This is a genomic window from Cohnella panacarvi Gsoil 349, assembly GCF_000515335.1.
In the GTDB taxonomy this organism is placed as follows: Bacteria; Bacillota; Bacilli; order Paenibacillales; family Paenibacillaceae; genus Cohnella; species Cohnella panacarvi.
The window spans coordinates 1,214,054-1,238,147 of record NZ_KI911563.1; the positions used below are offsets into that span (position 1 = coordinate 1,214,054).

Consider the following 24,094-nt stretch of genomic DNA (forward strand, 5'->3'; position numbering starts at 1 on the left):
ATGAATAAGGCTGTGCCGCCGAACATCGATTGAGGTCGATGGCCGAGGCACAGCCTTTATTGTTACGATCGAATCGCTTTATCCAAGTATTGTTCCCACTGCTTCCTCTCGATAACCCCTTCGATTCGCTCCAGAACGACGCCGTCCCGGTCCACGATGAAGCTCGTCGGGTAAGAAAACACTTTGTACAAATCCCCTGCCGTGCCCTTCTCGTCGGTGAGCACGGGCATCGTGAACCCTTGCTCCTTCACGAATACTTTGGCTTCCCTGAGCTTGTCGTAATTCGTCGCGTTGACCGCGTACAGCTCGATATCGCCTTTGTACTTCGCGTAAAGTCCGACAAGGTCGGGCGCTTCCGCTTCGCACGGTCCGCACCAAGCTGCCCAGAAGTTCACGATCGTTACCTTGTCGCTTGGCCCCCCGACGTCGTAGGTCTTCGTCCCGTCAAGCGACGCAAGGCTGAACGAAGGCGCCCTAGCGCCTTTCTTCGGCGCCTCCGCCAACTGCGACACGGCATCTTGAATGTCCGACGGATCGCGGGCATCCGCCGCGTTCTTATCTTTATCGAGGTTCATCACGACTACGCCGACAACAGCCGCCAACAAGAGCGCCAGTATTACGATATTCCTCTTCAATGGTACATCCCCGTTTCTCGTCATCCTGATTGCCCTTATTCTACCCCATTCGCGGCCATTGTTCCAACCGTTGTCACCGAACTGTAACGACTTCCCTCCTCCCTGACAACTGCATAGCCGTCCATTCGCAAGGGCAAATTAGCTATGTTCTACATCCGATACCGATCATTTCGTTAGGAGGAACGGATCGCGCCATGTCCGCAACTAAATCGAGATCCAGGCTCACCGTCACGTTCACTAGCGACATCGTCCCTTCCGATGCACCGGCAAAATCCAAAGGCGGAGGCCAAGCGCAAGGCGGCCGCAAAAGCAAAGTGTGGGAGTACGTCGCGCTGGCGACCGTTCCGCTCGTTCTGGTGCTCGGCAACTCGATGCTTGTCCCGGTTTTGCCGACTTTGCAAAGAGAACTGGGCATTTCCCAATTCCAAAGCAGTTTGGTCATCAGCTTGTTCTCCATATGCGCCGCGATCGTCATTCCATTCGCCGGCTACTTGTCCGACCGATTCAGCCGCAAGGCGGTCATCATTCCCTCGTTGATTATATACGGCGGCGCCGGAATATTAGCCGGATTCGGCGCAATCTGGGATTCTTACGGCGTGTTGATCGGCGCCCGGGCGCTGCAAGGGATCGGCGCCGCCGGCACGGCCCCGATCGCGATGGCGCTCGTCGGCGATATGTACAAAGACGGTCAAGAGAGCCAAGCGCTCGGGTTGATCGAAGCGTCCAACGGGGCTGGTAAAGTCGTCAGTCCGATTCTCGGCTCTTTACTTGCGATCATCGTCTGGTACGCCGCCTTTTTCGCTTTTCCCGCGTTTTGCGCGCTGTCGCTCTTGGCCATTCTTTTTCTGATCAAGGAACCGAAGCGACAACAAGAACCGAAGCCGATCCGTCAATACATTCAGTCCGTTAAGAAGGTATTCGCCAAGCACGGCCGTTGGATGATTTCTTCCTTTTTCAGCGGGGCGATGGCGTTGTTCATCTTGTTCGGGGTACTTTTCTTCTTGTCGAATATCCTAGAGGACGCCCCGTATTCCATTAACGGCGTTCGCAAAGGCTTCGTATTAGCGATTCCTCTATTCGGCATGGTTACGACAGCCTACATTACCGGCACGGTTATCAGCAAGAACGGCGTACTGATCCGCCTGCTCATGAACATCGGCCTCGTGCTGATGGTCGTCTCCCTGGCGCTAGCGATTTGGTTTAACAAGAGCATTTACGTATTCATCGGATTGCTTACGGTTAGCAGCATCGGAACCGGCTTGCTCTTGCCCTGCCTGAATACGATGATTACCGGGGCAGTGGAGAAGTCCGAGCGCGGCATGATCACATCTTTGTACAGCAGCCTGCGATTTTTCGGCGTGGCGTTCGGTCCGCCTTTGTTCGGCTGGCTCATGAACATTTCGCACCGTACCGTGTTCATGACCGTGTCGATCCTGTCGCTGATTGCGCTCGGTCTCGTCTTCTTCCTCGTGAAGCCGGGCAAACAAGTCCAATAAACCGCTCGAATGTTGCCCATCCTCCCCGATTCGCGCATACTAACGTGTAGGGGGGATACAGACATATGTCCTGCGAAATTATAGTCAAGCTAGGGAACCGTTTGAGGGAAGAACTCGTCGAGACTTGCCGCCGCCGGCTGCCGAATGAAGCTTGCGGCGTCGTTTACGGTTATCGGACCGCGGACGAGCTGATCCCCGACGGATTCGCATGGATCCGTAACGTTGCTCCGAATGCCGAAGAAGCCTTCGCATTCGATCCCGGCGAGTGGATCGCGGCTTGCTACGAAGCGCAAAAAAACCAACGACTTATCGTTGGCGTGTTTCATTCCCATCCGATCGGCGCTAACGCGCCCAGCAAACGGGACGAGCAGTCGCTCGTTCCGTGGGATTCGTATTGGATTATCGGTTTCGCCGGCTCCGACGGCGACATCGCCGTTTACCGGCATACCGAACAAGGCTGGGTTTCGCTGCCGCTAGTGCCGGCTTAAATAAGCGTATAACTCCCCTAAGGTCGGCACTTGGCGATTACGGATCATCTTAAGAAATTGGAAGTAAAGCTTCGCCGTCATAATCGAATCGTGCAACGCATGATGCCTCGTCGTCACCTCGATGCCAAACCGCTCTAGCAAATCGTCCAAGCCGTAATGGATTTGCTTCGGTTCCAGCCACTTGGCGATCATCATCGTGTCGAGGACGCGGTGCGTCAGATTCACTTTGGACGTCCGCCACAAGGCGGAATTCAGAAATTGCTTATCGTGGCCGCTGCCGTGGCAGATCATGACCCTCTTGCCTACAAAGTCCATGAAATCGTGCAAGCTTTGCATCAGATCGGGGGCCTTCTCGGCCATCTCGTTCGTTATGCCCGTTAATTCGGTTATATGTTTAGGGATTCTCCGTCTCGGATTGACGAGTTGATAGAACGGCTCCGCGTCTTCGAACTGATCTCCCCGGATGATGACGCCTCCGATCGAGATAATCTCGTCACCGTTATACGGATTGAATCCCGTCGTCTCCAAATCGAACACGACTGCTCCCATTTCCGAAAGTTGAAGCTCCATCGAGCTTTCCTTGCGCTGATCGCGCGACATCGAACGAATGAACGCCATTTGCTGCGCATTGGACATGCCCAGCATCGACGCGATCGCCGGCGTCAATCCACCCATTTTATAGAGATTCCACATTCTCCCCATCGTATTCGCGCTTTTGGGTGGTTCCTTCATCCCTTTCACCTCCCGCCGAAGCGGCCATTCATCTCTCGTTCAACCTTTCGTTGATAATATTTGCCCGTCTTGAGCGCCTTCTTAAGCGGACCTACAAGCTCTTTCGTAAGCCGCGCTCTTGAAATTTTGCCGGTGTTGACCCTATGTCCGTCTTCGCTGGCGACCGTGGCGAGCAACCTCAGTCTCAGGAAGAAGGAGAAAGCTTGGGAGGCGTTCTCCGCCTCTCCGATCGTCAGCACGCCCGCATGCTGCAAGGCGGAAATCCGCCGGAGCGTGCTCGTCTCGCGAATCCCGCAGCTCAGCGCCAGCAGACGGAACGCGTTAACCATTGGAATATATGCGCCATACTTAATATCCAAGCTTCCCGCGTCGTCGCCGTATCTCTCCCGGAGCAGTTGTCCGAAGACGCCGAGCAATACTTTGTGCCGGAGCGTATTATCAAGCATTCTTCGGGCGATGACCGGATTGCCTAGCATGTCGTTGAAATAACGATCCTTCAATCGCTCCCCGAACGATAAGTCGCCGGCGATCGGACGGCCATCCGCCACGATCAGCAAATACCGGACGTTCTCCCAGTTCGGTTCGGCGAACCAACGGCCGATTTTGCCCTCCCACTCCGACAAGGACAGGCACCAATCGGCATTCGACGAGATGACGTTACCTTCGCACGGGGGATATCCGATCGTAATCAAGGAACGAACGATAATGGCGGCCAATTGCGCAAAATAAGCCCGATAAGCTTCCGCCTTCCCATCATCAGCCGGATCGGCGTAGACGAGGCCGCTGTCTTGATCGCTGTTAAGGGTTTGCTCCGAGCGCCCTCCGCTGCCGAACAACAAATACGCGTAAGGCACGGGAGGGGCGCCATGCCCCAACCGTGCCATCTCTATCTCCGCAAGTTCAATCGTTCTTGCGATCAACTCGTCGTGTAACTCGTTTAAAGAATCGACTACCGTATGGATCGGAGAGGATACGATCTCCGCCGACAATCGGCTTTGCTCCGACTCCCGTATTGCCGCGAGCTTCTCAAGGCTGCCGGCTACGGCGATCTTGCGCAACCGCTTCTCCCGCTGGGGATTAGACATGCGGCATATACCCTCCTGTAAGGTCGCCGGTTAAAGATTATGCGATCAGACCGACGTGCCAGCTTTTTTCATTTGCTCCGGATAACCGTAGTTGCCGTGTTCGCTGAGGTCGAGACCAATGATCTCTTGCTCTTCCGTAACGCGGAAACCGATCGCTTTCTTCACGATCCACAGGACGATGAAGGAAGCCGCGAACGCGAACGCGCCGCATACGACTACGGACTCGAATTGAACCCACAATTGCTCTCCGCCGCCGCCGTAGAACAAGCCCGGTTTACCTACGCCTCTGGCAACCAATTCTTCGGTAGCGAATAGACCATTCGACAACGTGCCCCAAACTCCTGCCGCGCCATGCACGGACAAGGCGAAGATCGGATCGTCGACTTTGATTTTCTCGAAGAACATCGAGCTGAAGAACACGAGAATTCCCGCTACTAGACCGATAACGACCGCCGCCCACGGTTCAACGTAAGCACAAGACGCGGTAATGGCGACGAGGCCTGCGAGAGCGCCGTTCAGCATCGCCGTAATGTCGGCTTTGCCTTTCACGAGCCAAGAGATCAGAAGCGCCGCAACCGCACCGCCTGCGGCGCCAAGCTGCGTGTTGAATGCGACGTAGCCGAAGAATCCGTCGCCGACCGCGAGCGCGCTGCCCGCGTTAAAACCGAACCAACCGACCCACAGCAGCAATACGGCAAGGGCCGTGAATACTTGGTTGTGGCCGAGAATTTCATTAGCGGAGCCGTCTTTGTTGAATTTGCCGATCCGGGGTTTCAACAGGATCGTTGCCGCGAACGCAGCCATAGCGCCGGTCAAGTGAACGACCGTGGATCCGGCATAGTCTTGCGCGCCGTCCGTAGCCAGCCAACCGCCGCCCCAGATCCAGTGCGCGATGATCGGATAGATCACTGCCGTGAAAATCACCGTGAAGATCAAGTATGCGGACAATTTCGCGCGTTCAGCGAAACCGCCCCATGCAATCGAGAGTGATACGGCCGCGAACGCCAGCTGGAATACGAAGAAGATCGATGTCGGATAACCTTCTCCTTCCCCTGCGGCTAAGCTAGGCTCGAACATGAAGTTGCCGATGCCGATAAACTTGTTCAGCGATTCGCTTGCTTCCGTTCCGAAGGCGAATCCATAGCCGACTGCCCAGTAGATCAGAGAGCAAAGACCTAACGTGAAAATCGTCTTGCCCGCTACGTGGCCGGCGTTCTTCATCCGAGTAGAGCCGGCTTCCAGCAAGATAAATCCGCCTTGCATGAGCAGTACGAGCACGCCTGCGACCATGATCCAGATCGCATTCAGCCCCATATCCAGTTGAGCTACGGACGGATCATCCGCGAACGCTAACGTTGGAAATAGGACTAGCAGTGCTCCGATTGCAAGCAAACTTTTTTTGACCACGACAACCACTCCCCGAATGTTATGTTACATTACATAATAAGAAAGACTTATTGTCATTATAGGTTGAACTTCACCATTTGACAATACACTTTTTGCGATTTCTTTAATGGATTATGCCAAAAATCTAACATTATATCGGGAATGCGGCCTTAATGTTAGGATTTGGGCTGCATAAACGCCTAGATGCTCGCCATTCTCCTTTTGCGATGACGATATCACCCCTTAATTTGATGTTAGGTTTCAGCTTGACGGCCATTAGTGTTAGTTTATATGTCACAGTGGTAGAAAATGACTATGATTCCGCTTTTCACTCCTAAGCATTACGTTTGACTGTATGGTTCGCGTTTGAGTATGATAGGGATAGGATCGAAGCCGAATATCAGGAAAGAATGGTGAACGCCATGCGCAACGGAACGATGAACACTCCGCGCCTGTACCGGATCGGCGAACTATCCGTCTTGGCCGGTATTAGCGCAAGAACGATCGACTATTATACGGGGCTGGGCTTGCTCTCGCCTAGCAAACGTTCGGCAGGCAATTATCGGTTATACGATGATGAAACTTTATCGCGCATCCGCCGTATTGAACATTTGAAGGCGCAGAAGTTTACTTTAGAGGAAATTAAGGAGCAATTCGCTTCGCTCGACCGAGTAACGCATGACGAAGAAGTGAACCGTAAGCTTACGGAGCTGCAGACGCACCTCACTCAGTTGGAACGAGAGGTCAAAGAACTGGAACCGGTGCTCGACCAGCTGAAGCCGCAGCAAGCCAAACGCCTCTTCCGCGCGATTACTCCGCAGACGGCGGCTTGCGTAGAAGCGCTTCTCCTCCTGCTTGGCAAGAACAATTTCATGTAACGCGCCTGCCTAAGCACCCATAAAGCAACATCCAGATTGATGGAGGGATTCTCACCGATGTTTTTTCACCCGATGGATTTTCTGATTATTATCGCATTCTTGTTGTCGCTATGGGCACAATTCCGGGTAAAGGGAACGTTCAACAGCTGGGCGGGAGTTCAGACGAGAAACGGACTGACCGGATACGAAGCCGCCCGTCGCATGCTTGACCGCAATGGGCTTCACGATGTGCCGATCGAGCCGGTCCAAGGCAGACTGACCGACCATTACGACCCGATCCATCGCGTCGTACGCCTATCCGAACCGGTCTACTACGAGAACTCGATCTCGGCCGTCGCGGTCGCTTGCCACGAAGTCGGACATGCGATCCAGCACGCGCAAAGCTATCCGATGCTGACGCTTCGTCACCGAATGTTCCCGATGGTACGATTCGCATCCGGCATCGCCCCGTTCTTGCTTATCGCAGGCTTCCTGTTCCAAGCCATGAACCTGGTCGGCATCGGGATCATTTTCTTCTCTGCCGCGGTAGCCTTCCAACTGGTTACGTTGCCTGTCGAGTTCAACGCCAGCTCCCGCGCCCGCGACATCATGATCTCGGAGGGCTTTATTGCTCAAGACGAAGAACGAGGCGTCGCGAAGGTGCTCAACGCCGCAGCGCTAACCTACGTCGCAGCCGCGCTCATCTCTTTGCTGGAGCTCATCAAGTACATCATGATCTTTACGCAGAACCGCGAAGAATAATGAATATCGCACAAAGGCGTTCCCGCGACTGAGGCGGGAACGCCTTTCTTATGAATGGGCTCTATATTGATCGAAGTATTCGAGCAGGAACGAATGGAACATCTGGACGACGAGCGGCATTTTCTCGCTTGAACGGCGAATGAGCGCGATCGAACGGTTCACTTGCGGCTCGCTGATTTTCACGACAGCCGGCATCATCGAGCTTGTCTTATACATCGCGAGCTCGGGCAGCAGGCTAACCCCCATCCCCGCGGCGACTAATCCCCGTATCGTGTCCGTCTCCTCTCCTTCGAACGCGATCTTCGGCGTAAACCCGGCTTCGCGGCATGCTTCCTGCACGATCGGCCTTAATGAGTATCCCGGACTGAACAGGACGAAATTGTCATCCTTCAACTCGCCAAGATTGATGGAGTCTTCCATGGCTAGACGATGGTTCGCCGGCAAGATGGCGAACAACTCTTCGGTCAAGACGACTTCCCCCGTCACATGTTCGTTCTTCTCCGGGTAAGGAGAGATGAAGGCGAGATCGACTTCCGCTTCGATAACGTCCCGGATCAAGGATGGATACATCCCTTGCCTGAATTTGAACTTCACGTTCGGATGGAGCTTTCGGAATGCGGCAACGACCTGCGGAATAAGCTGAATGCCTAAGCTATGCGGAAATCCCAGACGAATTTCCCCGACCTCCGGGTCGAGAAACTCATGAATTTCCGTCACGGCGCGTTCCAAGTCCGCAAGCAAGCCTTCGGCTCTCTTGAGGAACAATTGGCCCACAGGCGTCAGTTGCACGTTGCGCCCGCGCTGCATGAACAAGTGGACGCCCAACTCTTCCTCCAGCCGATGAATTTGACGGCTGACCGCCGATTGAGCGACATGAAGCTCCTCCGCCGCTTTGGTCACATGCTGCATTCTAGCGACATGTACGAAATATTGCAGCTGCCTAAGTTCCACGACAAAGTGCCCCCCTACACGAAGCAAAATTCCAATCATTGGACAACGGTATTCGTTAAAGATTATAATGATTACGGCAACCCTTATCAATGAAGGAGGAACAAATTCATGTCTCAAGAACGCTCCGCCACGCTTAAAGGCAACCCGATTACTCTCGTAGGTCCTCAGCTAGCTGCCGGTAACGCAGCGCCGGACTTCACGTTGAACAAAAACCTGCTAGAGACCGCTTCGCTGAAAGATTTCGCAGGGAAAGTCAAGCTCATCAGCGTCGTTCCTTCGCTCGACACGGGTGTTTGCGACGCGCAAACCCGCCGCTTCAACGAAGAAGCTTCTAAGCTCGGCGATAACGTCGTCATCATTACCGTCAGCGCGGATCTTCCGTTCGCGCAAGCTCGATGGTGCGGCGCTGCCGGCGTAGATCGCGTCGTCACGCTGTCCGACTACAAAGACAACACCTTCGCCAAAGCATACGGCGTATTCATCAAAGAACTGCACTTGGACATGAGATCGATCTTCGTCATTGACCGCAACGACCAAATCACGTACGTGGAAGTGCTTGGCGAGATGACCGAGCATCCGAACTACGAAGCAGCGATTGCCGCAGTCAAAGCGCTGATCTAACTTCTTCCATACAACAACAAAAGCGAGGGATGGCCTAGCGCCTTCCTCGCTTTTTCTATTCATTATGAGGTCTTATAAGATGCAAGCTTGCGATCCAGAACGCTATAAATTTCTTGGATGATCCGATAGTTCGCTCCGAGGTCGCCAAGCGATCCGCGGGACGCGGAATATATATCGACCGCCGTGCTGCCTGGGCTTGTACCGACGACCTGTATCGTGATATCCATCGTTCGGCCGACTGCCGTCTTCTTCTCCATCACGATCTCGCCGACGTTCTGCACTTCGTGAAGAACTTTGTAGCCCTTCATCTTCTTAAGTATCGAGCTGACTTCTTCCCATGCGCGGTCTTTAGAAAGCCGATAATAATGAGATTTGAGCTTCGGGTCTTTCGCTCGATCGCTCGTATGTTCGTGGCTTCGGATCAATCCGATCAGCACTCGCTTCAGCAAAGCTCTCTCTCCCTCCGGGTGCCTTTGGCGCTATCATCTATCTTACCACGCCAATCCCGGCGATTAAAGAGTAAGCTTAGAAAAACCCGCTTTGCCGTCCGGCGTGCATGTTTCTGAACCTGCTTTGGCAGGTGGGTGCGCGCAGCGCCTGCTTTTGACTACCCGTTTCGGGGGCGTGTCAGCCGCAGCGCAATGTAGGGCTCCCGGGAAACAAACATTGGTTCAAAACAATAAGCACCGTAACGCACATCGCAGGAATAGCTCCATTATAGAACAGGCGGTTAGGTAAGCGCAAACGGAATTGCCTTCCTGCGGGAAGGCCGGATGTCCGTCCGAGTCGAGAATAATCAAGATCTAAAGGCTTTCGTTAAGTAACTTATGCTTGCTTTCCGTCTTCTTTATTGTCTTCGGAGTCCTCGGAGTCCTCGGATTGTTCGGTTTCGGCGGCCTCTAACGATTCTTTAAGCGTCATCATCTTCTGCATGATCAAGTTAAAGTTGTAGAACGTGTACACCGCGATAATGCTTCCGAAGAAAAACGGAATCAGGAACGTCCATTTGATGCTTAAGTACAGAACGGCTGCCGTCCCGATCGCCATCATGATCGAACGCAAAGGCCGGCCGATCGTCAAGATCAGCGCATTCTTCAGTAACTGGAACGTCTTCATATGGAAATGAGACAAGAGCGAGAAAAAATGCAGCATAGAAATCAATAGCAATGCCATAAGAAAAATGAACAGGTATGCGACGAATCCGAAACCTTCGATCTGGTTCAGATAAACCCGGTAATCGATAATCATGATCGCGAACAGCAGCGCGTAGAAAATACCGCCGATCATCGCCTGGACGTAGTTCTGCTTATAGTTTCTGAAGAACGTCTTGAAGAGAGGCACGTCCGTATCGCCTAAAACCCATTTCCGGGCGACCGAGAACATCGCCGAGGTCGCCGGAAACAGGGTGAAAGGAGATATAACCGCGAGTATGATTACGCCGGATTGGAACGTGGCAAGCAATTCTTCGTTCGTTTCCGTTAATTGCATGCCCCGGAACGTGACAAGCGTGATATACCAAAACGGCAAAGACGTAACTAACCACAATATGTTCGTGACCGACAGCCGCATAACCCATTCGGACAGCCGGTAGAAGCCGCCCATCATGCCCCGCATCTCCATGGGGTTTCCTCCCTGATGACAATCGTCGAGTTAACCTTAGATGTTTACGAAATCCTCGCTGTGCGACCTGCCTGGTCTTGGCTCGTCGCGACGCTCCGTGCGCGGACCGCGATAGCCTTCGCCGCTGCGGCCATTATTGCTGCCGCTGTATGGCTTGCGTCCGGCATAGCCGGATCCGCGGGAATCTCCGCCGCGTCCTTGCCCTTGCCCTTGACGCCAAGAGCCTTGACCGCCGCCTTGACCGCCACGGTAACCGCCGCCCGAGCCGCCGCGATAACCGCCTGGTCCGCTGCGATTGCCGTCGAACTTGCGCTTCTTCGAACGGATCGGATCTTCCGGCGTCAATTCGATCGAGACGTCTTTCTTGTCGCCGGTAAGCAGCTTCATCGCTGCCGCGAGTAATTGTACCGAGTCGTATTGCTCGAGAAGCTGCATCGCGACCCATTTGAATGATGAGACGTCTTCTTCGCCGCTGACGGTTTCGATAATGCGTTCCGCCATAAGCTTCTGCTTGCCTTCCATCGCCTCGGAGATCGTAGGCAACGGTTTCTTAGCGATCCGGTGACGCGTAATTTTCTCGATGAAGTGCAGGTGATCCGTCTCCCGAGGCGTTACGAACGACCAGGAAGTACCTTCCTTGCCCGCGCGTCCCGTACGGCCGATGCGGTGAACATAGCTTTCGGGATCTTGCGGAAGGTCGAAGTTGATAACGTGCGTGACGCCCGATACGTCGAGACCGCGCGCCGCAACGTCCGTTGCGACCAGCACGTCAATGCTTCCGTCGCGGAACTTGCGCATGACCGCATCCCGTTGGTTCTGGGAAAGATCTCCGTGCAAGCCGTCGCATGCGTAACCGCGCTTCATAAGAGCTTCCGACAGTTCCGCTACGCGACGTTTCGTACGTCCGAAGATGATGGCGAGTTCAGGCGGCTCCATATCGAGCAAACGGCAAAGTCCGTCGAATTTCATCCGCTCTTGCACTTCAACGTAGAATTGCTGAATCGATGGTGCGCTGACTTGCTTCGGAATAACCGAGATGTGCTCCGGATTGCGCAGGAATTGCTGCGCCAGTCTTTGGATGTTCGAAGGCATCGTCGCGGAGAACAGCAACGTCTGGCGTTCTTCGGGGACAAGCTTCAGAATCGATTGGATGTCATCCATGAAGCCCATGTCGAGCATTTCGTCCGCTTCGTCCAGAACGACCGTACGCACGTCGTCCAACCGAATCGTCTTCCGGTTAATGTGATCGAGCAACCGACCAGGTGTGCCGATGATGATCTGCGGCTTCCGCTTCAACGAGCGGATTTGACGCGAAATGTCTTGACCGCCATATATAGCCAAAGAACGAATGCCTTTGAATCGTCCTAGTTTCTCGATTTCCTCTGCGACTTGAATCGCCAGTTCGCGCGTAGGCGCCATAATCAACGAGACGATTTTGTCTTCATTAACTCCGATTCGGCTAATTAGCGGAATACCAAATGCTGCAGTCTTGCCTGTACCTGTCTGCGCTTGACCAATCATATCCCTGCCGGTAATCGCGACAGGAATGGCTTTCGCTTGAATCGGAGTCGCTTCTTCAAACCCCATCTCCGAGATGGCTTGAAGAACGTCCGGCTCCAACCCAAATTCTGCAAATGTACTCAATTTCTCAAACTCCTTCTGTATTGGGCCTTCAACTTACGGCTTCCAAAAAGATAATCAGTTCATTATAGCACAAACCTGTTCGGAAACTCCAGCATGAGGATACGGGTACGTGTTTTTTTGCATGTTCGACCGATCGGGGGAAAACCTATTACCAGTCCCGTTACGAAATGCCAGCGTCTACGACAGGAGTGCATACGATGAAAAGATTCGCTTGGATCGGGCCCGTAGTATTGATGATACTTAGCTCTGCGGCGGTTGCCTGCGGGTTTCAATGGCTTCTGATCCCCGAGGAACTTCTCAGCAGCGGCGTATCCGGCGTGGCCATGATCATCGGGTACGTGAGCGGCTGGAACATCGGGTGGATGTATTTTGCCCTGAACTTGCCGATTTTGCTCTGGGGATATCGTGTCCTAGGGCGCCGATTCGTCGGGCTCAGCATGATCGTGGTCGTGTCGACCGTTATCTTCATGCAACTCGTGCCGGAGCTCGACATCACGAAAGGAGATCGGCTGCTCGGGGCAGTGTTCGGGGGCGTGCTCGTCGGGCTCGGGAGCGCCGTATCGCTGCGTTACGGAGGCTCTTCAGGAGGTTTCGACGTCGTCGCCTCCATCGTTTCCCGCTACAAAGACGTGCCTGTCGGATTGCTCGTGATCGCGCTGAATACGTTCGTCGTAGCGGCACTGGGTTTTCTGCTCAATGACTGGAAAGCCGCCCTATATTCTATGCTGTCGATCTATTTAACGGGAAGAGTTGTTGATATCGTCCATACACCCCATCGCAAAATTACCGCATTCATCGTATCCCATAAGTCCGATGAGCTGGCCAAGCGGTTAATGTCGATTCCGAGAGGAGTAACCATCATCGAGACCCGGGGCGCTTATACAAGCGAAAGCCGCAACATGCTGATGACCGTAACGACGAGATACGAGCTAGCCGAATTAAGAAAAATCATCATGGAAGTCGATAAACGGGCCTTCGTCAACGTTGTCCAGACGATTGATGTAATCGGAGAATTCAGACGTAGGACAAACTAGCCAAAATAATCGTTCTGCGATCGCCAAATATCTTCAAAATACTACAAAATACCTGTGTCTCCCCCCTCGAAACTCGTTTATAATCGGGATAGAGCGCTTATAGGGAGAGATACGATGGATATTTTATTGGCATTGTTCCTACTGCTAAATTCGGCTTCAGGGAACGGACAGCAACAAGATCATTCGGCAATCGGCAAGTTATGGAACACGGTCAAGCTCACCCTATCTCACGATGCATCGGCACCGCAAGGCAACGCGCAGAACGGAAGCGCGAACGACCCGTCGCAACCGTCCGACCCGGGATCCTCAGTCGATCCGCATGCGGACCCGCAGAAAGACGCGCCCAAAATCAAGGGCGTCTATGTTACCGCTTACAGCGCCGGCGGCGAACGTTTCGCCAAGCTTCTTCAGTTGGTAGATTCGACGGAACTCAATAGCATGGTTATCGACATTAAAGACGACACGGGCTTCATCACCTATAAAACCGAGAACGAGACGCTGAAGACGATGGGCGAACCTAAACCGTTCATTAAGGACATCGGCAAGCTCATGGCAACGCTAGAAGAACACGACGTCTATCCGATCGCTCGCGTCGTCGTGTTCAAGGACAGCATCCTAGCCAAAAAGCATCCGGAGTTCTCTTTCGTTCAGAAAGACGGCAAAGTGTGGCAGAACGGCAACGGCGATAAATTCGTGAACCCATACGTCAAGGAAGTTTGGGACTACAACGTGGAAATCGCTAAGGAAGCCGCCAAAATGGGCTTCAAGGAAATCCAATTCGACTACGTCCGATTCCCGGAAGGCTTCGAGAAGAAAGCGGATGGGCTTAAATTCGCGAAAGACGATAAGAGCCGCGTGGACATCGTTGCAGGTTTCGTGGAATACGCGAAGCAGCAGCTCGCTCCTCTCGGCGTCAGAGTATCGGTCGATATTTTCGGATATGCGGCTTCGGTACCGGCAGCGGAGGGCATCGGTCAAGACTTCGTGAAGATTTCCAGTAACGTAGACGTCATCTCGCCGATGGTATACCCAAGCCATTACAGTACCGGTTGGTTCAAGCAGAAGGATCCTGACAAAGCGCCGTACGAGACGATCAAAGGCGCGATGCTCGATACGCACAAGAAGCTGGATCCGTTAGGAGACGCGCAGCCGATCATTCGGCCTTGGATCCAAGACTTCACCGCCAAATGGCTCGGAGCAGGACACTACACCAAGTACGGCGCCGCCGAAGTCGAAGCGCAGATCAAGGCGCTCCGCGACACCGGCATCGACGAGTTCCTCCTTTGGAACGCAGGAAACACCTACTCGACCGGCGTTAAATATTAATGCACTTATAAACATTCATTAGGCGGTCTTAGTCCGATATTGCATCGGACTGAGACCGTTTTGTTATGCTTGTAGTCGCATACTTCTCGATCCAGTTAAACCATATCCAGGCATAATTAGAATAGTAAGCCGTCAAACTTATCAAATCTAAGAGTTTGACGGCTTTTTACATAACATAATATAAGGCTATATTACGCAATAGTTCAGACAACTAAATTCTTATTCGCCCCGTCTAATTATTAAATAGATATCTGGAGGTAGCTATGTTTAAAAAGAAAACATTCGTTTCACTTATTATCATGATGCTCTTCTCGGGGTGTTCTAACAACGAAGATCTTCGAACATTAGAAACAAAATCGCTCTTGCCAAACCAAACCGAAAAGAATGATACTCGTGCGCAGATATTGAATGCTTATACTGATCTACAGAAAAAGTCGGGGTGGTGGGTAGTGCCGAGAAGCGTTAGCGCAATGACTATCTACGCGGAAGTCAAAAATGCAGAAACCGTTCTCTTTTGGAAAGTGCCGGGAGGGACGGAAACTTGGGGCGAAAGAACACTCATCGGTTTCGACAAAGATGGAAGCGATGGTTGGTCAATAAAATGGGAGTTCGGTAATCAGACTTTTCACGACTATATTTACATTCAGGCGTTAGGGAACGATAGCTCTAGTCTAGCTAACGAGACGATCCAAATAACATCGGAAGATGATGAATAGGAAAAACCGATCGAAGGACTCTTTGTTCCAACGATCGGTTCCATGGAAGACGGTTAAACCTACTTTCGAACGGCAAAAACTCGCTACCTTTTACCCGCAAAGTACGGTTCCCCGAGCGCGCCTGGCGCCCTCGAGCGGCCTACGGCGCCTACGAGCACAAGGATCGTCAGCACGTACGGCAGCATGTAGATGAACTCCGGAGGGATGTCCCGCGACCAATCGAACAATTGCAGAACGTTGTTGATCGACTGCGCGAATCCGAAGAAAATCGCCGCGCCCATCGCTCCGAGCGGATTCCATTTACCGAAGATGACTGCCGCCAGCGCGATGAAGCCTTGACCGGAAATCGTGTTATGCGAGAAGCTGCCCGTCGTCGTCATCGCGATCGTCGCGCCGCCGAAGCCCGCAAGCAGGCCGCTTAGCAATACGGCAGTGTAACGCATGCGCAACACTTTGATTCCGACCGTGTCAGCGGCGCTCGGATGCTCGCCAACGGCGCGCAGACGAAGGCCGAACGGTGTTTTGTACAGCACATAATAGATGACAGCGACTAGAATGAACGCCACGTAAGTCGTCGGGTAAGCGTTGAATAACCCTTGACCGATGACTGGAATATCGGATAGCAGCGGAATCGCTACTTTGTGGAACGTCTCGTTCACGAGGCTGGTCTCGCCTGCGCCTTCGAACAATTGCTTAACCAAATAGACGGTTGAGCCTGCGGCAATAAAGTTGATGACGATGCCGCTAACGACCTGATCCGCGCGGAACGTAATCGTTGCGAACGCATGGATGACCGCGAACAGCACGCCGAACAGTCCGCCCGCGAGGAGCCCGATCCACGGCGTTAATGCGCCGAAGCCAGCCTCTTGTGCATGGTAGGCGGATACGGCCGCAGCGAATGCGCCGGCGGTCATTAAGCCTTCGAGTCCGATGTTAACGACCCCTGAACGTTCGGACAGAATTCCGCCGAGCGCGGTCAGAATGAGAGCCGTCGAGAAAACCAAGGCGGTGTTTAGCATATTTCCGATCGTAACCAGATCCATCTAAGCCACCTCGCCTTTATTTTTACGAAGTCTAAGCTGTTTGAGTACCCAACGGATAATACCTGGCGCCGCGACGAAGAAAATGACCGAGCCGATGACGATGCGGATAATTTCCGGCGGCACGTCAGCTCCGAAGCTCATACCCGCAGCCCCGTACGACAATGTGCCGAACAAGATCGCACCGAACAGGACGCCGAGCGGCGTATTGCCGCCGAGCAGCGCTACCGCGATGCCGTCGAACCCGTGACCGGTATGCCCTGCGGATATCGGTTGGTTCAAGAATACGCCGAGCAATTGGAATACACCGGCGAGACCTGCGAGCGCGCCCGAGATGAACATCGCCTTTACGACGCCCTTGTTCACGTTGATGCCTGCGTATTTAGCGGCATCCGGATTGAAGCCCACAACGCGCAGTTCGTAGCCCGATTTGGTGCGCCACAAGTACGCGTAGACGAAAATAACCGCCAGTATCGCGAAGAACATCCCCCAGTGGATCCTGGCGTTGTCCATCGCACGGGAAAGCCATCCGATGGTAACTGCCGCGGAATCGTCCACGAAATACGAGCGTCCTTTGCCCGGCTCGAGTACAAACGTATTCACGAGGTAGTTGCCGAGGTGGAGCGCGATCCAGTTCAACATGATCGTCGTAATGACCTCGTTGACGCCGCGAGCCGCCTTAAGATAGCCCGCGATCATCCCCCAGAAGCCGCCGCATAACGCCCCGACGATAATCGCTAGAGGTGCATGAATAAACCATGGGGCATTCACCTGCACACCGATAATCGTCGCTCCGGTCATGCCCACAATGTATTGGCCTTCGGCTCCGATGTTAAACAGCCCCGTACGGAACGCAAAAGCGACCGATAAGCCTGTGAAGATAAGCGGTGTAATCGCGGTCAACGTTTCCCCGAAATCATAAGGGTTGCCGAATACTTTCTTCAACAAAGACCGGTAAGCTAAGATCGGGTCATAACCGCCGAACAGCATGATAATGGCGCCAACGATAAGGCCGAGCACGATAGCGACAAGAGGTACGACCGCGGAGTCTTTCGTGAACAATCGGATGACCTTATTCACGTTGTCCACCTCCTTGCGGTGCTTTGAAGTCTGTCATCATTAAGCCGAGCTCCTCGTCGCTCGTCTGCGCCGGGTCCACTTCGCCGACGATTCTGCCTTCGTACATAACGGCAATCCGATCGGAAAGCTGCATAATCTCATCCAATTCGAAGGAGATGAGAAGCACGGCTTTCCCCATGTTCCGCTGTTCGACGAGTCTCTTATGGATAAACTCGATCGCGCCTACGTCCAACCCGCGCGTCGGCTGCGCGGCAATGAGAATTTCCGGGTTTTTGTCGACTTCCCTGGCGATAATCGCCTTCTGTTGGTTTCCTCCGGATAGCGCGCGCGCCGGCGTATGGATGCCCGGCGTCCGGACGTCGAACTCGGCGATCAGGCGCTTCGCGTGTGCATCGATCGCGTCGTAATCGAGAAACCCTCCCTTGCTGAATTGCGGCAGATAGTACGTCTCAAGCACCATGTTCTCCCTCATCGGGAAATCGAGCACGAGCCCGTGTTTGTGGCGATCTTCCGGGATGAGCGATATACCGGCTTCCGAGAGCTTGCGCGTCTTCGCGCCCGCCATCTCGGTCCCGAGAACTTTCAGCGACCCGCTCTCGATCGGTCGCAGTCCGGTAATCGCCTCGATCAACTCGCTTTGGCCGTTACCTTCCACGCCCGCAATGCCGAGAATTTCGCCGCGTCTTAAGACGAACGACGTCTCGTTGAGCGCTCTTAGTCCTTGCCGGCCCTTAACGACGAGTTTATCCAATTCAAGCACAGGCTCGCCAAGCACGGCGCTCTTTTTATCCAGCTTAAGCGATACTTCGCGGCCGACCATCTTCTCGGCCAGTTGATTCGGATTCATGCCGGCTACGGGCAACGTATCGATCCATTTGCCGCGCCTCACGATCGTAACCTGATCCGCGATCGCCATTATTTCCTTAAGTTTATGAGTGATCAGAATAATCGATTTGCCTTGCTCGACGAGTTTCCGCATGATAACGAGCAGCTCTTCGATTTCCTGGGGCGTAAGCACCGCGGTCGGCTCGTCGAAAATGAGAATGTCCGCGCCGCGATACAACGTTTTCAAAATTTCGACCCTTTGCTGCATGCCCACCGAAATTTCATCGATCGTGGCGGTCGGGTCTACGTTCAACCCGTATTGCTTCGATAAATTGGCAACCTTCTCGTTCGCGCTCTTATAATTCACAGCCAAGCCTTTGGTCGGCTCGCTTCCTAGAATGATGTTCTCCGTGACCGTAAAAGGGTGCACCAGCTTGAAATGCTGGTGCACCATTCCGATGCCAAGCTTAATGGCTTTATTCGGGCCGTCGATGACGACCTGCTCGCCGTTAACGAAGATTTCCCCTTCATCAGGCTGATACAGTCCGAACAGTATGTTCATCAGCGTCGACTTGCCCGCGCCGTTCTCGCCGAGCAGGGCGTGAATCTCGCCCTGCTTCAGCTCGAAACTGACACGGTCATTGGCGACGATGCCGGGGAAACGCTTCGTTATGTTCCGCATTTCTACGACTGTGTCCGCCTTATTCATAATAGCACCCTTTTATCGATATTATTGGGCTGTCGGTACAGTGATTTCACCGCTGATGATTTTGTTCTTGTACTCTTCTACTTTAGCGAGCACGTCTGCAGGAACGTTCTTCGAAGACGTCTCAGGCAAACCTACGCCATTGTCTTTCAGACCGAGAACCGTTACTTTGCCGCCGGCGAATTTGCCGTCAAGCAAATCTTTGGATATGCGATATACCGCTTCGTCAACGCGCTTCAGCATGGAAGTCAGCGTTACGTCGTCGCCGAACTCGATGGATTGGTCTTTGTCGACGCCGATAACCCAAACCTGCTTGCCGCTCGATTTGCGCTCTTTGGCTTCGTTGAATACGCCGTTGCCCGTGCCGCCCGCAGCGTGGAAAATGATGTCCGCGCCGTCGTTATAGATCGTAGCCGCTGCCGCTTTGCCAAGGTCTGGCTTGTCGAATGCGCCCGTGTAGTTTTTGATGATTTGCGCGTCAGGATTTACCGCTTTAACGCCGGCTTCGAAACCGAGGTCGAAACGTTTGATGACCGGGATGTCGATGCCGCCGACGAAGCCGATTTTGTTCGTCTTCGTCATCATGCCCGCAACGACGCCGACCAAGAAGGAGCCTTCGTTCTCGGCGAACGTTACGGATTCCACGTTCGGAGCTTCGACAACGCTGTCGATGATCGCCAGCTTGGCGTCCGGATTCTGTTTAGCCGCTTCCGTGATCGCGTCGCCCAGCAAGAATCCGATGCCCCAAGTGAGGTCGTATTTCTCGCGCACGAATTGGTTGATGTTCGTCAAATAGTTCGTTGCTTCTTTAGACTCGAGGTATCTTACTTCCGCCGTAGTGTCTTTCGACAGCTTCTGCAGGCCTTCCCACGCGCTTTGGTTGAACGACTTGTCGTTGACGCCGCCCACGTCGGTAACCATTGCGAACTTTTTGCCGGCGCCTGCCGAGCTTGCAGGGCTAGCCGCTTCGCTTGCTGCCGGGCTGCTCGCGACAGGGCTTGCGCCCTCGTTCGTGTTGTTGTTGTTCTTCGCGCCGCAAGCCGTCAAGGCAAGCGAAGCGACAAGCATAATGCCCGTTGCGATTTTCGCTGTCTTTTTCATTTTCATGACTCTCCTTTTGTCTAATAATTATATAATGTGTTGCGTGAAACCAAGAGTTAGACGAGCGTTCTACAGCTTCGCTACGACTTCCTTCACCAGGGAGATAAACTTCGGCTTCGTCCGATTCGCCACTTCGATCACTTGCTCGTGGCTAAGCGGCTCAAGCTCTTCCCCGATCGCCATATCCGTAACGCATGAAATGCCGATAACCTGCATCGCCATGTGGCTCGCGACGATCACTTCCGGCACGGTAGACATTCCGACGGCATCCGCGCCTAGCCGGCGCAGCATGATAAGCTCAGCCGGCGGCAGATAGTTCGGCCCGGAGATGCCGCCATAGACGCCTTGCTGAACTTCTATCCCCAGCGACGCAGCCGTGTCTCGCACCAGCTTAATCAGCTCCGGCGTATACGCCCGGCTCATATCCGGGAACCGCGGTCCGAGCGTCGGCTCGTTGTGACCCACAAGCGGATTCGCGCCGGTCAAGTTCAGGTGATCTTGAATGATCATCAGATCTCCGGGCTTGAACGCCGGATTCATTCCGCCGCACGCGTTCGTAACGAACAGTTGCCGGACGCCCAGCGCCTTCATGACGCGAACGGGGAACGTAACCTCCTGCATCGAATAACCCTCGTAATAATGGAACCGCCCTTGCATCGCAATGACGGGTTTGCCTTGCAACTGTCCGATGACGAGCTGCCCCGCATGTCCCTCGACGGTCGAGACCGGAAAATGAGGGATCGATTCGTACGGGATCTTGACGGCTCCCTGGATCTCGTCCGCAAGCTCGCCCAATCCGGAACCTAGGATAAGACCGATCTGCGGCGTTACTGTGATTCGTGATTGAATGAACGCTTTGGCGGCTTCCATTGTCTGTAGTAATTGGCCCATTCCATCACCTCCTTCCAAGTATGCCCCTTCAGGGCGAATAATTGTCCGACGCGCTAGACGATCTCTCCCGACAGCAGCGGCGGAGGTTCGACCGGATCGTTCCGAAGGGCGATAGAAGCGCGAATTTTGTCCGTCGCCTCCGCGACTTCTTCGTTATTCGCATGAATCGTCGCAAGCGGTTGTCCCGCGGCAACGGGGTCTCCGACTTTCTTGTGCAGCACGATGCCGACCGCTAGATCGATGACGGATTCTTTGGTCGCCCTGCCCGCGCCGAGCATCATCGCCGCCAGCCCCATGTTCTCGGCCGCGATCGATGCGACGTAACCGGACTTCTCCGCAACCACTTCGATTTGATGCTTGGCGGTCGGGAGCCGGCTCGGCTCGTCGACGACGGAGGCATCGCCGCCTTGCGCCGCAAGGAACGTCTTGAATTTCTCGATCGCCTTGCCGCTCGCGATCGCTTCTTTCAGCAGTTCCGCCGCTTCGGCCTGCGTTGCCGCTACCCCCGCAAGAACCGCCATATGGCTTCCCAGCGTCAGGCAAAGCTCGGTTAAGTCCTTAGGCCCGACGCCGCGCAGCGTGTCGATCGCTTCCCGTACTTCGAGAGCGTTGCCGATGGCGTTGCCGAGCGGCTGGCTCATATCGGAGAGAACGGCGATCGTGCGGCGACCGACGCGGTTGCCGATATCGACCATACACGCGGCGAGCTCTTTGGCCTCGTCCAACTCTTTCATGAACGCGCCGTCCCCCGTCTTGACGTCCAGTACGATGGCATCCGCGCCGGAAGCGATCTTCTTGCTCATGATCGAGCTGGCGATCAGCGGAATCGAGTTAACGGTTCCGGTAACGTCGCGCAATCCGTACAGCTTCTTGTCCGCAGGCGTCAGCTTATCGCTTTGTCCGATAACGGCAAGGCCGTGCCGATTAACGAGCGATATGAATTCGTCCTTGTCGATTTCCACGTGAAAACCCGGCACGGACTCCAACTTGTCGATCGTGCCGCCCGTATGGCCTAACCCGCGGCCGGACATCTTGGCGACGGGCACGCCGACGGATGCGACGAGCGGCGCCAATACGAGCGTGGTCGTGTCGCCGACGCCGCCCGTGCTGTGCTTATCCACCTTAATGCCGGCAATGCCGGACAGATCGATGACTTCCCCGGAGTTTACCATCGCCATCGTCAGATTCGCGCGTTCGTCCGGCGTCATTCCGCGGAAGAAAATCGCCATCGCCATGGCGGACATCTGGTAATCGGGAATCGTCCCTTGCGTATATCCGTGAATGAGGGCATCGATCTCGCTTTTCGCGAGCTCGCCGCCATCCCGCTTTTTCGTAATCAAATCGACCGTTCTCATGAACGGCATCCCCTCCGCTTAATAGCCTTGGGCCGTTCCGCCCGTTACGATCGCAATGCCGGAGCTTGCGCCAAGACGGGTAGCGCCGGCCTGAATGAGCTTGCGAGCCGTCTCCAAATCCCGAACGCCTCCGGATGCTTTAATGCCCATGTCCGGTCCGACGACGTGCCGGATCAACGCGATGTCTTCGACCGTCGCGCCGCCCTTGCCGAAGCCGGTCGACGTCTTGACGAAGTCCGCTCCCGCCTTCTTGCAAAGCAGCGAGGCTTCCTTCTTCTCTTCGTCCGTCAAATAGCAAGTTTCGATGATGACTTTGACCTTCGCTTTGCCTTTGCAGGCTTGTACGACCGCTTCGATGTCGCGCAACACGGCTTCCTTCAGACCCGACTTCAATGCCCCTACGTTAAGCACCATGTCGATTTCGGTCGCGCCTGCCGCGATCGCGTCGGTCGCTTCCGCTGCCTTGATTTCCGTACGGCTTGCGCCGAGCGGAAAACCGATGACGGTCGTCAGCCCGACCGGACTGCCTTGCAGCTCTTTAGCCGCCGCAGGGACCCAGTACGGATTGACGCATACGGTCGCGAAACGGTACTGCTTCGCTTCCCCGCAAATCCGAATGATGTCTTGCTCCGTGCTTGCCGCACCCAACAACGTATGGTCGATCATGCTTGCGATTTGCTCCGCTTTCATCCAGCACCTAACCTCTTATCTCTTGGATTTATCTAGCAACGCCTTGGCCGTAATCTGATCGGTCACAAGCGTGTTGCCGTATCGGCCTCTCAACGCTCCGTAGATCGCGCCCACCTTCGATGCGCCGCCAGCGACGAGAATCGCGTGCTCCTTGTGCCTGAGCTCGGCCAACTCGATGCCGATCGTCCGTTCGTTCAATTTGGGCAAACATATCTCCCCGTCTTGGTCGTAATAACGGGAACAGATGTCGCCGACCGCGCGGGACATAATGACTTCGAGCTCGTCCGGACGCATATAGTTCGAATTGATTAGAACCGAATCCGGCGTCGGCGCCCCCGCGGTGAATACCGCGATATTCGCGTTCTTGGCCATGTCCATGACGCGCCGGATGTGACGATCCGTCATGATCGCTTGCTTGACGATCGTCTGGTCCACGATGGCCGGCAAATACATAAAGTAAGGAATGACGCCGAAGGCTTTGCCGAATAAATGAACGATTTCCGAAGGCGAAATCAGAATGTCCGCGTCGCTGACGCCGCCGTTCAACTGCACGACTAACGAGTTCTTAAGCGACTTCGTTTGCAGATGCAAGGCGACTTGATACATCGTCGATCCCCAGGAGGCGCCGATCGTATCGCCGTCTTTAGCGAGGGACACGATATAATCTGCAGCCGCTTGGCCGATATATTTCTTCACGATGTTATCGTCGTATGTAGGAGTAAAAGCAATAATAACCTGATCGAGCTCGAACCGCTCCATCAGCTTCTTGCGCAGCTGCTCGATATCCTTCGTCGGATCGTGAATCTCGATGTGCACGATGCCTTCGGATTTCGCCTGCTGCAGCAGCCGCGAGACCGTAGGTCTCGAGACGCCGAGCGTCTCCGCGATCTGGCTTTGGCTATAGTCCAGGTGGTAATACAGCTTGGCCGCTTCGATAACTTTTTTGATTTTGTCGGATTCCAACAACGGTCACACGCTTTCATACGGCGGATTTTTGAAATTATGTTCACCCGAGATGAAATTATGTTCTACAGCGCTTATTATAGCCCATTC

24 protein-coding genes and 1 other RNA gene are annotated in these 24,094 nt (G+C 54.1%); 8 read left to right on the plus strand and 17 right to left on the minus strand.

Going from position 1 to position 24,094, the window contains the following annotated elements; all coding sequences use genetic code 11:
- Positions 1–62 precede the first annotated feature (62 nt).
- A complete protein-coding gene (locus COHPA_RS0105785; RefSeq protein ID WP_027085253.1) occupies positions 63–635 on the minus strand; it encodes a TlpA family protein disulfide reductase in 573 nt (190 codons plus the stop codon).
- 194 nt (positions 636–829) lie between these two features.
- Between COHPA_RS0105785 and COHPA_RS0105790 the strand changes: the two genes are divergently transcribed.
- Positions 830–2,131 carry an MFS transporter gene (locus COHPA_RS0105790; protein WP_027085254.1) on the plus strand — a complete coding sequence of 434 codons (1,302 nt, stop codon included), beginning with the start codon at positions 830–832 and terminating at the stop codon, positions 2,129–2,131.
- Positions 2,132–2,196: 65 nt separating this feature from the next.
- Positions 2,197–2,619: a M67 family metallopeptidase gene (locus COHPA_RS24220; protein WP_027085255.1), complete on the plus strand. Its 423-nt coding sequence runs from the start codon at positions 2,197–2,199 to the stop codon at positions 2,617–2,619.
- On the opposite strand, the gene COHPA_RS0105800 is transcribed toward COHPA_RS24220, so the two are convergent.
- The 3 genes from COHPA_RS0105800 to COHPA_RS0105810 are packed head-to-tail and all read right to left on the minus strand — an operon-like array spanning position 2,605 to position 5,843.
- Complete coding sequence (locus COHPA_RS0105800; RefSeq protein ID WP_027085256.1) at positions 2,605–3,351, minus strand: exonuclease domain-containing protein; 747 nt, start codon at positions 3,349–3,351, stop codon at positions 2,605–2,607. The two genes, COHPA_RS24220 and COHPA_RS0105800, sit on opposite strands and share 15 nt — an antisense overlap.
- A gap of 5 nt (positions 3,352–3,356) precedes the next feature.
- Positions 3,357–4,436, minus strand: coding sequence for a DUF294 nucleotidyltransferase-like domain-containing protein (locus COHPA_RS0105805; protein WP_027085257.1), 1,080 nt, complete (start codon positions 4,434–4,436; stop codon positions 3,357–3,359).
- 45 nt (positions 4,437–4,481) lie between these two features.
- Positions 4,482–5,843 carry an ammonium transporter gene (locus tag COHPA_RS0105810; RefSeq protein ID WP_027085258.1) on the minus strand — a complete coding sequence of 454 codons (1,362 nt, stop codon included), beginning with the start codon at positions 5,841–5,843 and terminating at the stop codon, positions 4,482–4,484.
- A 401-nt stretch (positions 5,844–6,244) separates the two neighbouring features.
- Between COHPA_RS0105810 and COHPA_RS0105815 the strand changes: the two genes are divergently transcribed.
- The gene (locus COHPA_RS0105815; protein ID WP_027085259.1) at positions 6,245–6,700 is read left to right on the plus strand and encodes a MerR family transcriptional regulator; all 456 of its coding nucleotides are present in this window, start codon (positions 6,245–6,247) and stop codon (positions 6,698–6,700) included.
- A 57-nt stretch (positions 6,701–6,757) separates the two neighbouring features.
- Complete coding sequence (locus COHPA_RS0105820; protein ID WP_027085260.1) at positions 6,758–7,441, plus strand: zinc metallopeptidase; 684 nt, start codon at positions 6,758–6,760, stop codon at positions 7,439–7,441.
- A gap of 48 nt (positions 7,442–7,489) precedes the next feature.
- On the opposite strand, the gene gltC is transcribed toward COHPA_RS0105820, so the two are convergent.
- The gene (gene gltC / locus COHPA_RS0105825) at positions 7,490–8,392 is read right to left on the minus strand and encodes a glutamate biosynthesis transcriptional regulator GltC (protein WP_027085261.1); all 903 of its coding nucleotides are present in this window, start codon (positions 8,390–8,392) and stop codon (positions 7,490–7,492) included.
- 108 nt (positions 8,393–8,500) lie between these two features.
- On the opposite strand from gltC, the gene tpx reads away from it, so the two are divergent.
- Complete coding sequence (gene tpx, locus COHPA_RS0105830; protein ID WP_027085262.1) at positions 8,501–9,013, plus strand: thiol peroxidase; 513 nt, start codon at positions 8,501–8,503, stop codon at positions 9,011–9,013.
- Positions 9,014–9,075: 62 nt separating this feature from the next.
- Here tpx and COHPA_RS0105835 read toward each other — a convergent pair whose 3' ends face one another.
- The 4 genes from COHPA_RS0105835 to cshA form a co-directional block, all read right to left on the minus strand.
- Positions 9,076–9,462 (minus strand): DUF1499 domain-containing protein, encoded by a 387-nt coding sequence (locus tag COHPA_RS0105835; protein WP_027085263.1) that lies wholly within the window; start codon positions 9,460–9,462, stop codon positions 9,076–9,078.
- Positions 9,463–9,541: 79 nt separating this feature from the next.
- Positions 9,542–9,723: non-coding RNA, 6S RNA (gene ssrS, locus COHPA_RS24800), on the minus strand.
- A 115-nt stretch (positions 9,724–9,838) separates the two neighbouring features.
- Positions 9,839–10,633 (minus strand): YesL family protein, encoded by a 795-nt coding sequence (locus COHPA_RS0105840; protein WP_027085264.1) that lies wholly within the window; start codon positions 10,631–10,633, stop codon positions 9,839–9,841.
- A 36-nt stretch (positions 10,634–10,669) separates the two neighbouring features.
- The gene (cshA, locus tag COHPA_RS0105845; RefSeq protein ID WP_035119380.1) at positions 10,670–12,277 is read right to left on the minus strand and encodes a degradosome RNA helicase CshA; all 1,608 of its coding nucleotides are present in this window, start codon (positions 12,275–12,277) and stop codon (positions 10,670–10,672) included.
- A 197-nt stretch (positions 12,278–12,474) separates the two neighbouring features.
- Here cshA and COHPA_RS0105850 point away from each other — a divergent pair, with 197 nt between their 5' ends.
- From COHPA_RS0105850 to COHPA_RS0105860, 3 genes are all read left to right on the plus strand, one after another.
- On the plus strand, positions 12,475–13,311 hold the full coding sequence (locus tag COHPA_RS0105850; RefSeq protein WP_027085266.1) for a YitT family protein: 837 nt from the start codon (positions 12,475–12,477) through the stop codon (positions 13,309–13,311).
- Between the two features lie 114 nt (positions 13,312–13,425).
- On the plus strand, positions 13,426–14,637 hold the full coding sequence (locus tag COHPA_RS0105855) for a putative glycoside hydrolase (RefSeq protein ID WP_027085267.1): 1,212 nt from the start codon (positions 13,426–13,428) through the stop codon (positions 14,635–14,637).
- Between the two features lie 263 nt (positions 14,638–14,900).
- Positions 14,901–15,353 carry a hypothetical protein gene (locus COHPA_RS0105860; protein WP_027085268.1) on the plus strand — a complete coding sequence of 151 codons (453 nt, stop codon included), beginning with the start codon at positions 14,901–14,903 and terminating at the stop codon, positions 15,351–15,353.
- Between the two features lie 83 nt (positions 15,354–15,436).
- On the opposite strand, the gene COHPA_RS0105865 is transcribed toward COHPA_RS0105860, so the two are convergent.
- The 8 genes from COHPA_RS0105865 to COHPA_RS0105900 all read right to left on the minus strand — a co-directional run bounded on the left by COHPA_RS0105865 (position 15,437) and on the right by COHPA_RS0105900 (position 24,004).
- The gene (locus tag COHPA_RS0105865) at positions 15,437–16,396 is read right to left on the minus strand and encodes an ABC transporter permease (protein WP_027085269.1); all 960 of its coding nucleotides are present in this window, start codon (positions 16,394–16,396) and stop codon (positions 15,437–15,439) included.
- The gene (locus COHPA_RS0105870; RefSeq protein WP_027085270.1) at positions 16,397–17,473 is read right to left on the minus strand and encodes an ABC transporter permease; all 1,077 of its coding nucleotides are present in this window, start codon (positions 17,471–17,473) and stop codon (positions 16,397–16,399) included.
- The gene (locus COHPA_RS0105875; RefSeq protein ID WP_027085271.1) at positions 17,466–19,007 is read right to left on the minus strand and encodes an ABC transporter ATP-binding protein; all 1,542 of its coding nucleotides are present in this window, start codon (positions 19,005–19,007) and stop codon (positions 17,466–17,468) included. Before COHPA_RS0105875 ends, COHPA_RS0105870 begins: the two co-directional genes overlap by 8 nt.
- 21 nt (positions 19,008–19,028) lie before the next feature.
- Positions 19,029–20,105, minus strand: a complete 1,077-nt coding sequence (locus COHPA_RS0105880) for a BMP family lipoprotein (protein ID WP_027085272.1) — start codon at positions 20,103–20,105, stop codon at positions 19,029–19,031.
- A gap of 69 nt (positions 20,106–20,174) precedes the next feature.
- Positions 20,175–20,996: a purine-nucleoside phosphorylase gene (locus tag COHPA_RS0105885; protein WP_035119381.1), complete on the minus strand. Its 822-nt coding sequence runs from the start codon at positions 20,994–20,996 to the stop codon at positions 20,175–20,177.
- A 53-nt stretch (positions 20,997–21,049) separates the two neighbouring features.
- Positions 21,050–22,351, minus strand: coding sequence for a pyrimidine-nucleoside phosphorylase (locus COHPA_RS0105890; RefSeq protein ID WP_027085274.1), 1,302 nt, complete (start codon positions 22,349–22,351; stop codon positions 21,050–21,052).
- 18 nt (positions 22,352–22,369) lie between these two features.
- Positions 22,370–23,041 (minus strand): deoxyribose-phosphate aldolase, encoded by a 672-nt coding sequence (deoC, locus tag COHPA_RS0105895; RefSeq protein ID WP_027085275.1) that lies wholly within the window; start codon positions 23,039–23,041, stop codon positions 22,370–22,372.
- Between the two features lie 15 nt (positions 23,042–23,056).
- Entirely contained in the window at positions 23,057–24,004 is a 948-nt protein-coding gene (locus tag COHPA_RS0105900) for a DNA-binding transcriptional repressor DeoR (RefSeq protein ID WP_035120120.1), read from the minus strand.
- Between the last annotated feature and the right edge of the window lie 90 nt (positions 24,005–24,094).

Bases quoted from the DNA above. Each gene is read 5' to 3' on its own strand.
- COHPA_RS0105805 (WP_027085257.1), bottom strand. From the start codon at position 4,436: ATGTCTAATCCCCAGCGGGAGAAGCGGTTGCGCAAGATCGCCGTAGCC.
- COHPA_RS0105885 (WP_035119381.1), bottom strand. From the start codon at position 20,996: ATGGGCCAATTACTACAGACAATGGAAGCCGCCAAAGCGTTCATTCAA.
- COHPA_RS0105800 (WP_027085256.1), bottom strand. From the start codon at position 3,351: ATGAAGGAACCACCCAAAAGCGCGAATACGATGGGGAGAATGTGGAAT.
- deoC (WP_027085275.1), bottom strand. From the start codon at position 23,041: ATGAAAGCGGAGCAAATCGCAAGCATGATCGACCATACGTTGTTGGGT.
- COHPA_RS0105860 (WP_027085268.1), top strand. From the start codon at position 14,901: ATGTTTAAAAAGAAAACATTCGTTTCACTTATTATCATGATGCTCTTC.
- COHPA_RS0105865 (WP_027085269.1), bottom strand. From the start codon at position 16,396: ATGGATCTGGTTACGATCGGAAATATGCTAAACACCGCCTTGGTTTTC.
- COHPA_RS0105880 (WP_027085272.1), bottom strand. From the start codon at position 20,105: ATGAAAAAGACAGCGAAAATCGCAACGGGCATTATGCTTGTCGCTTCG.
- COHPA_RS24220 (WP_027085255.1), top strand. From the start codon at position 2,197: ATGTCCTGCGAAATTATAGTCAAGCTAGGGAACCGTTTGAGGGAAGAA.
- COHPA_RS0105840 (WP_027085264.1), bottom strand. From the start codon at position 10,633: ATGGAGATGCGGGGCATGATGGGCGGCTTCTACCGGCTGTCCGAATGG.
- COHPA_RS0105875 (WP_027085271.1), bottom strand. From the start codon at position 19,007: ATGAATAAGGCGGACACAGTCGTAGAAATGCGGAACATAACGAAGCGT.
- COHPA_RS0105890 (WP_027085274.1), bottom strand. From the start codon at position 22,351: ATGAGAACGGTCGATTTGATTACGAAAAAGCGGGATGGCGGCGAGCTC.
- COHPA_RS0105855 (WP_027085267.1), top strand. From the start codon at position 13,426: ATGGATATTTTATTGGCATTGTTCCTACTGCTAAATTCGGCTTCAGGG.
- tpx (WP_027085262.1), top strand. From the start codon at position 8,501: ATGTCTCAAGAACGCTCCGCCACGCTTAAAGGCAACCCGATTACTCTC.
- COHPA_RS0105820 (WP_027085260.1), top strand. From the start codon at position 6,758: ATGTTTTTTCACCCGATGGATTTTCTGATTATTATCGCATTCTTGTTG.
- COHPA_RS0105850 (WP_027085266.1), top strand. From the start codon at position 12,475: ATGAAAAGATTCGCTTGGATCGGGCCCGTAGTATTGATGATACTTAGC.
- COHPA_RS0105790 (WP_027085254.1), top strand. From the start codon at position 830: ATGTCCGCAACTAAATCGAGATCCAGGCTCACCGTCACGTTCACTAGC.
- COHPA_RS0105815 (WP_027085259.1), top strand. From the start codon at position 6,245: ATGCGCAACGGAACGATGAACACTCCGCGCCTGTACCGGATCGGCGAA.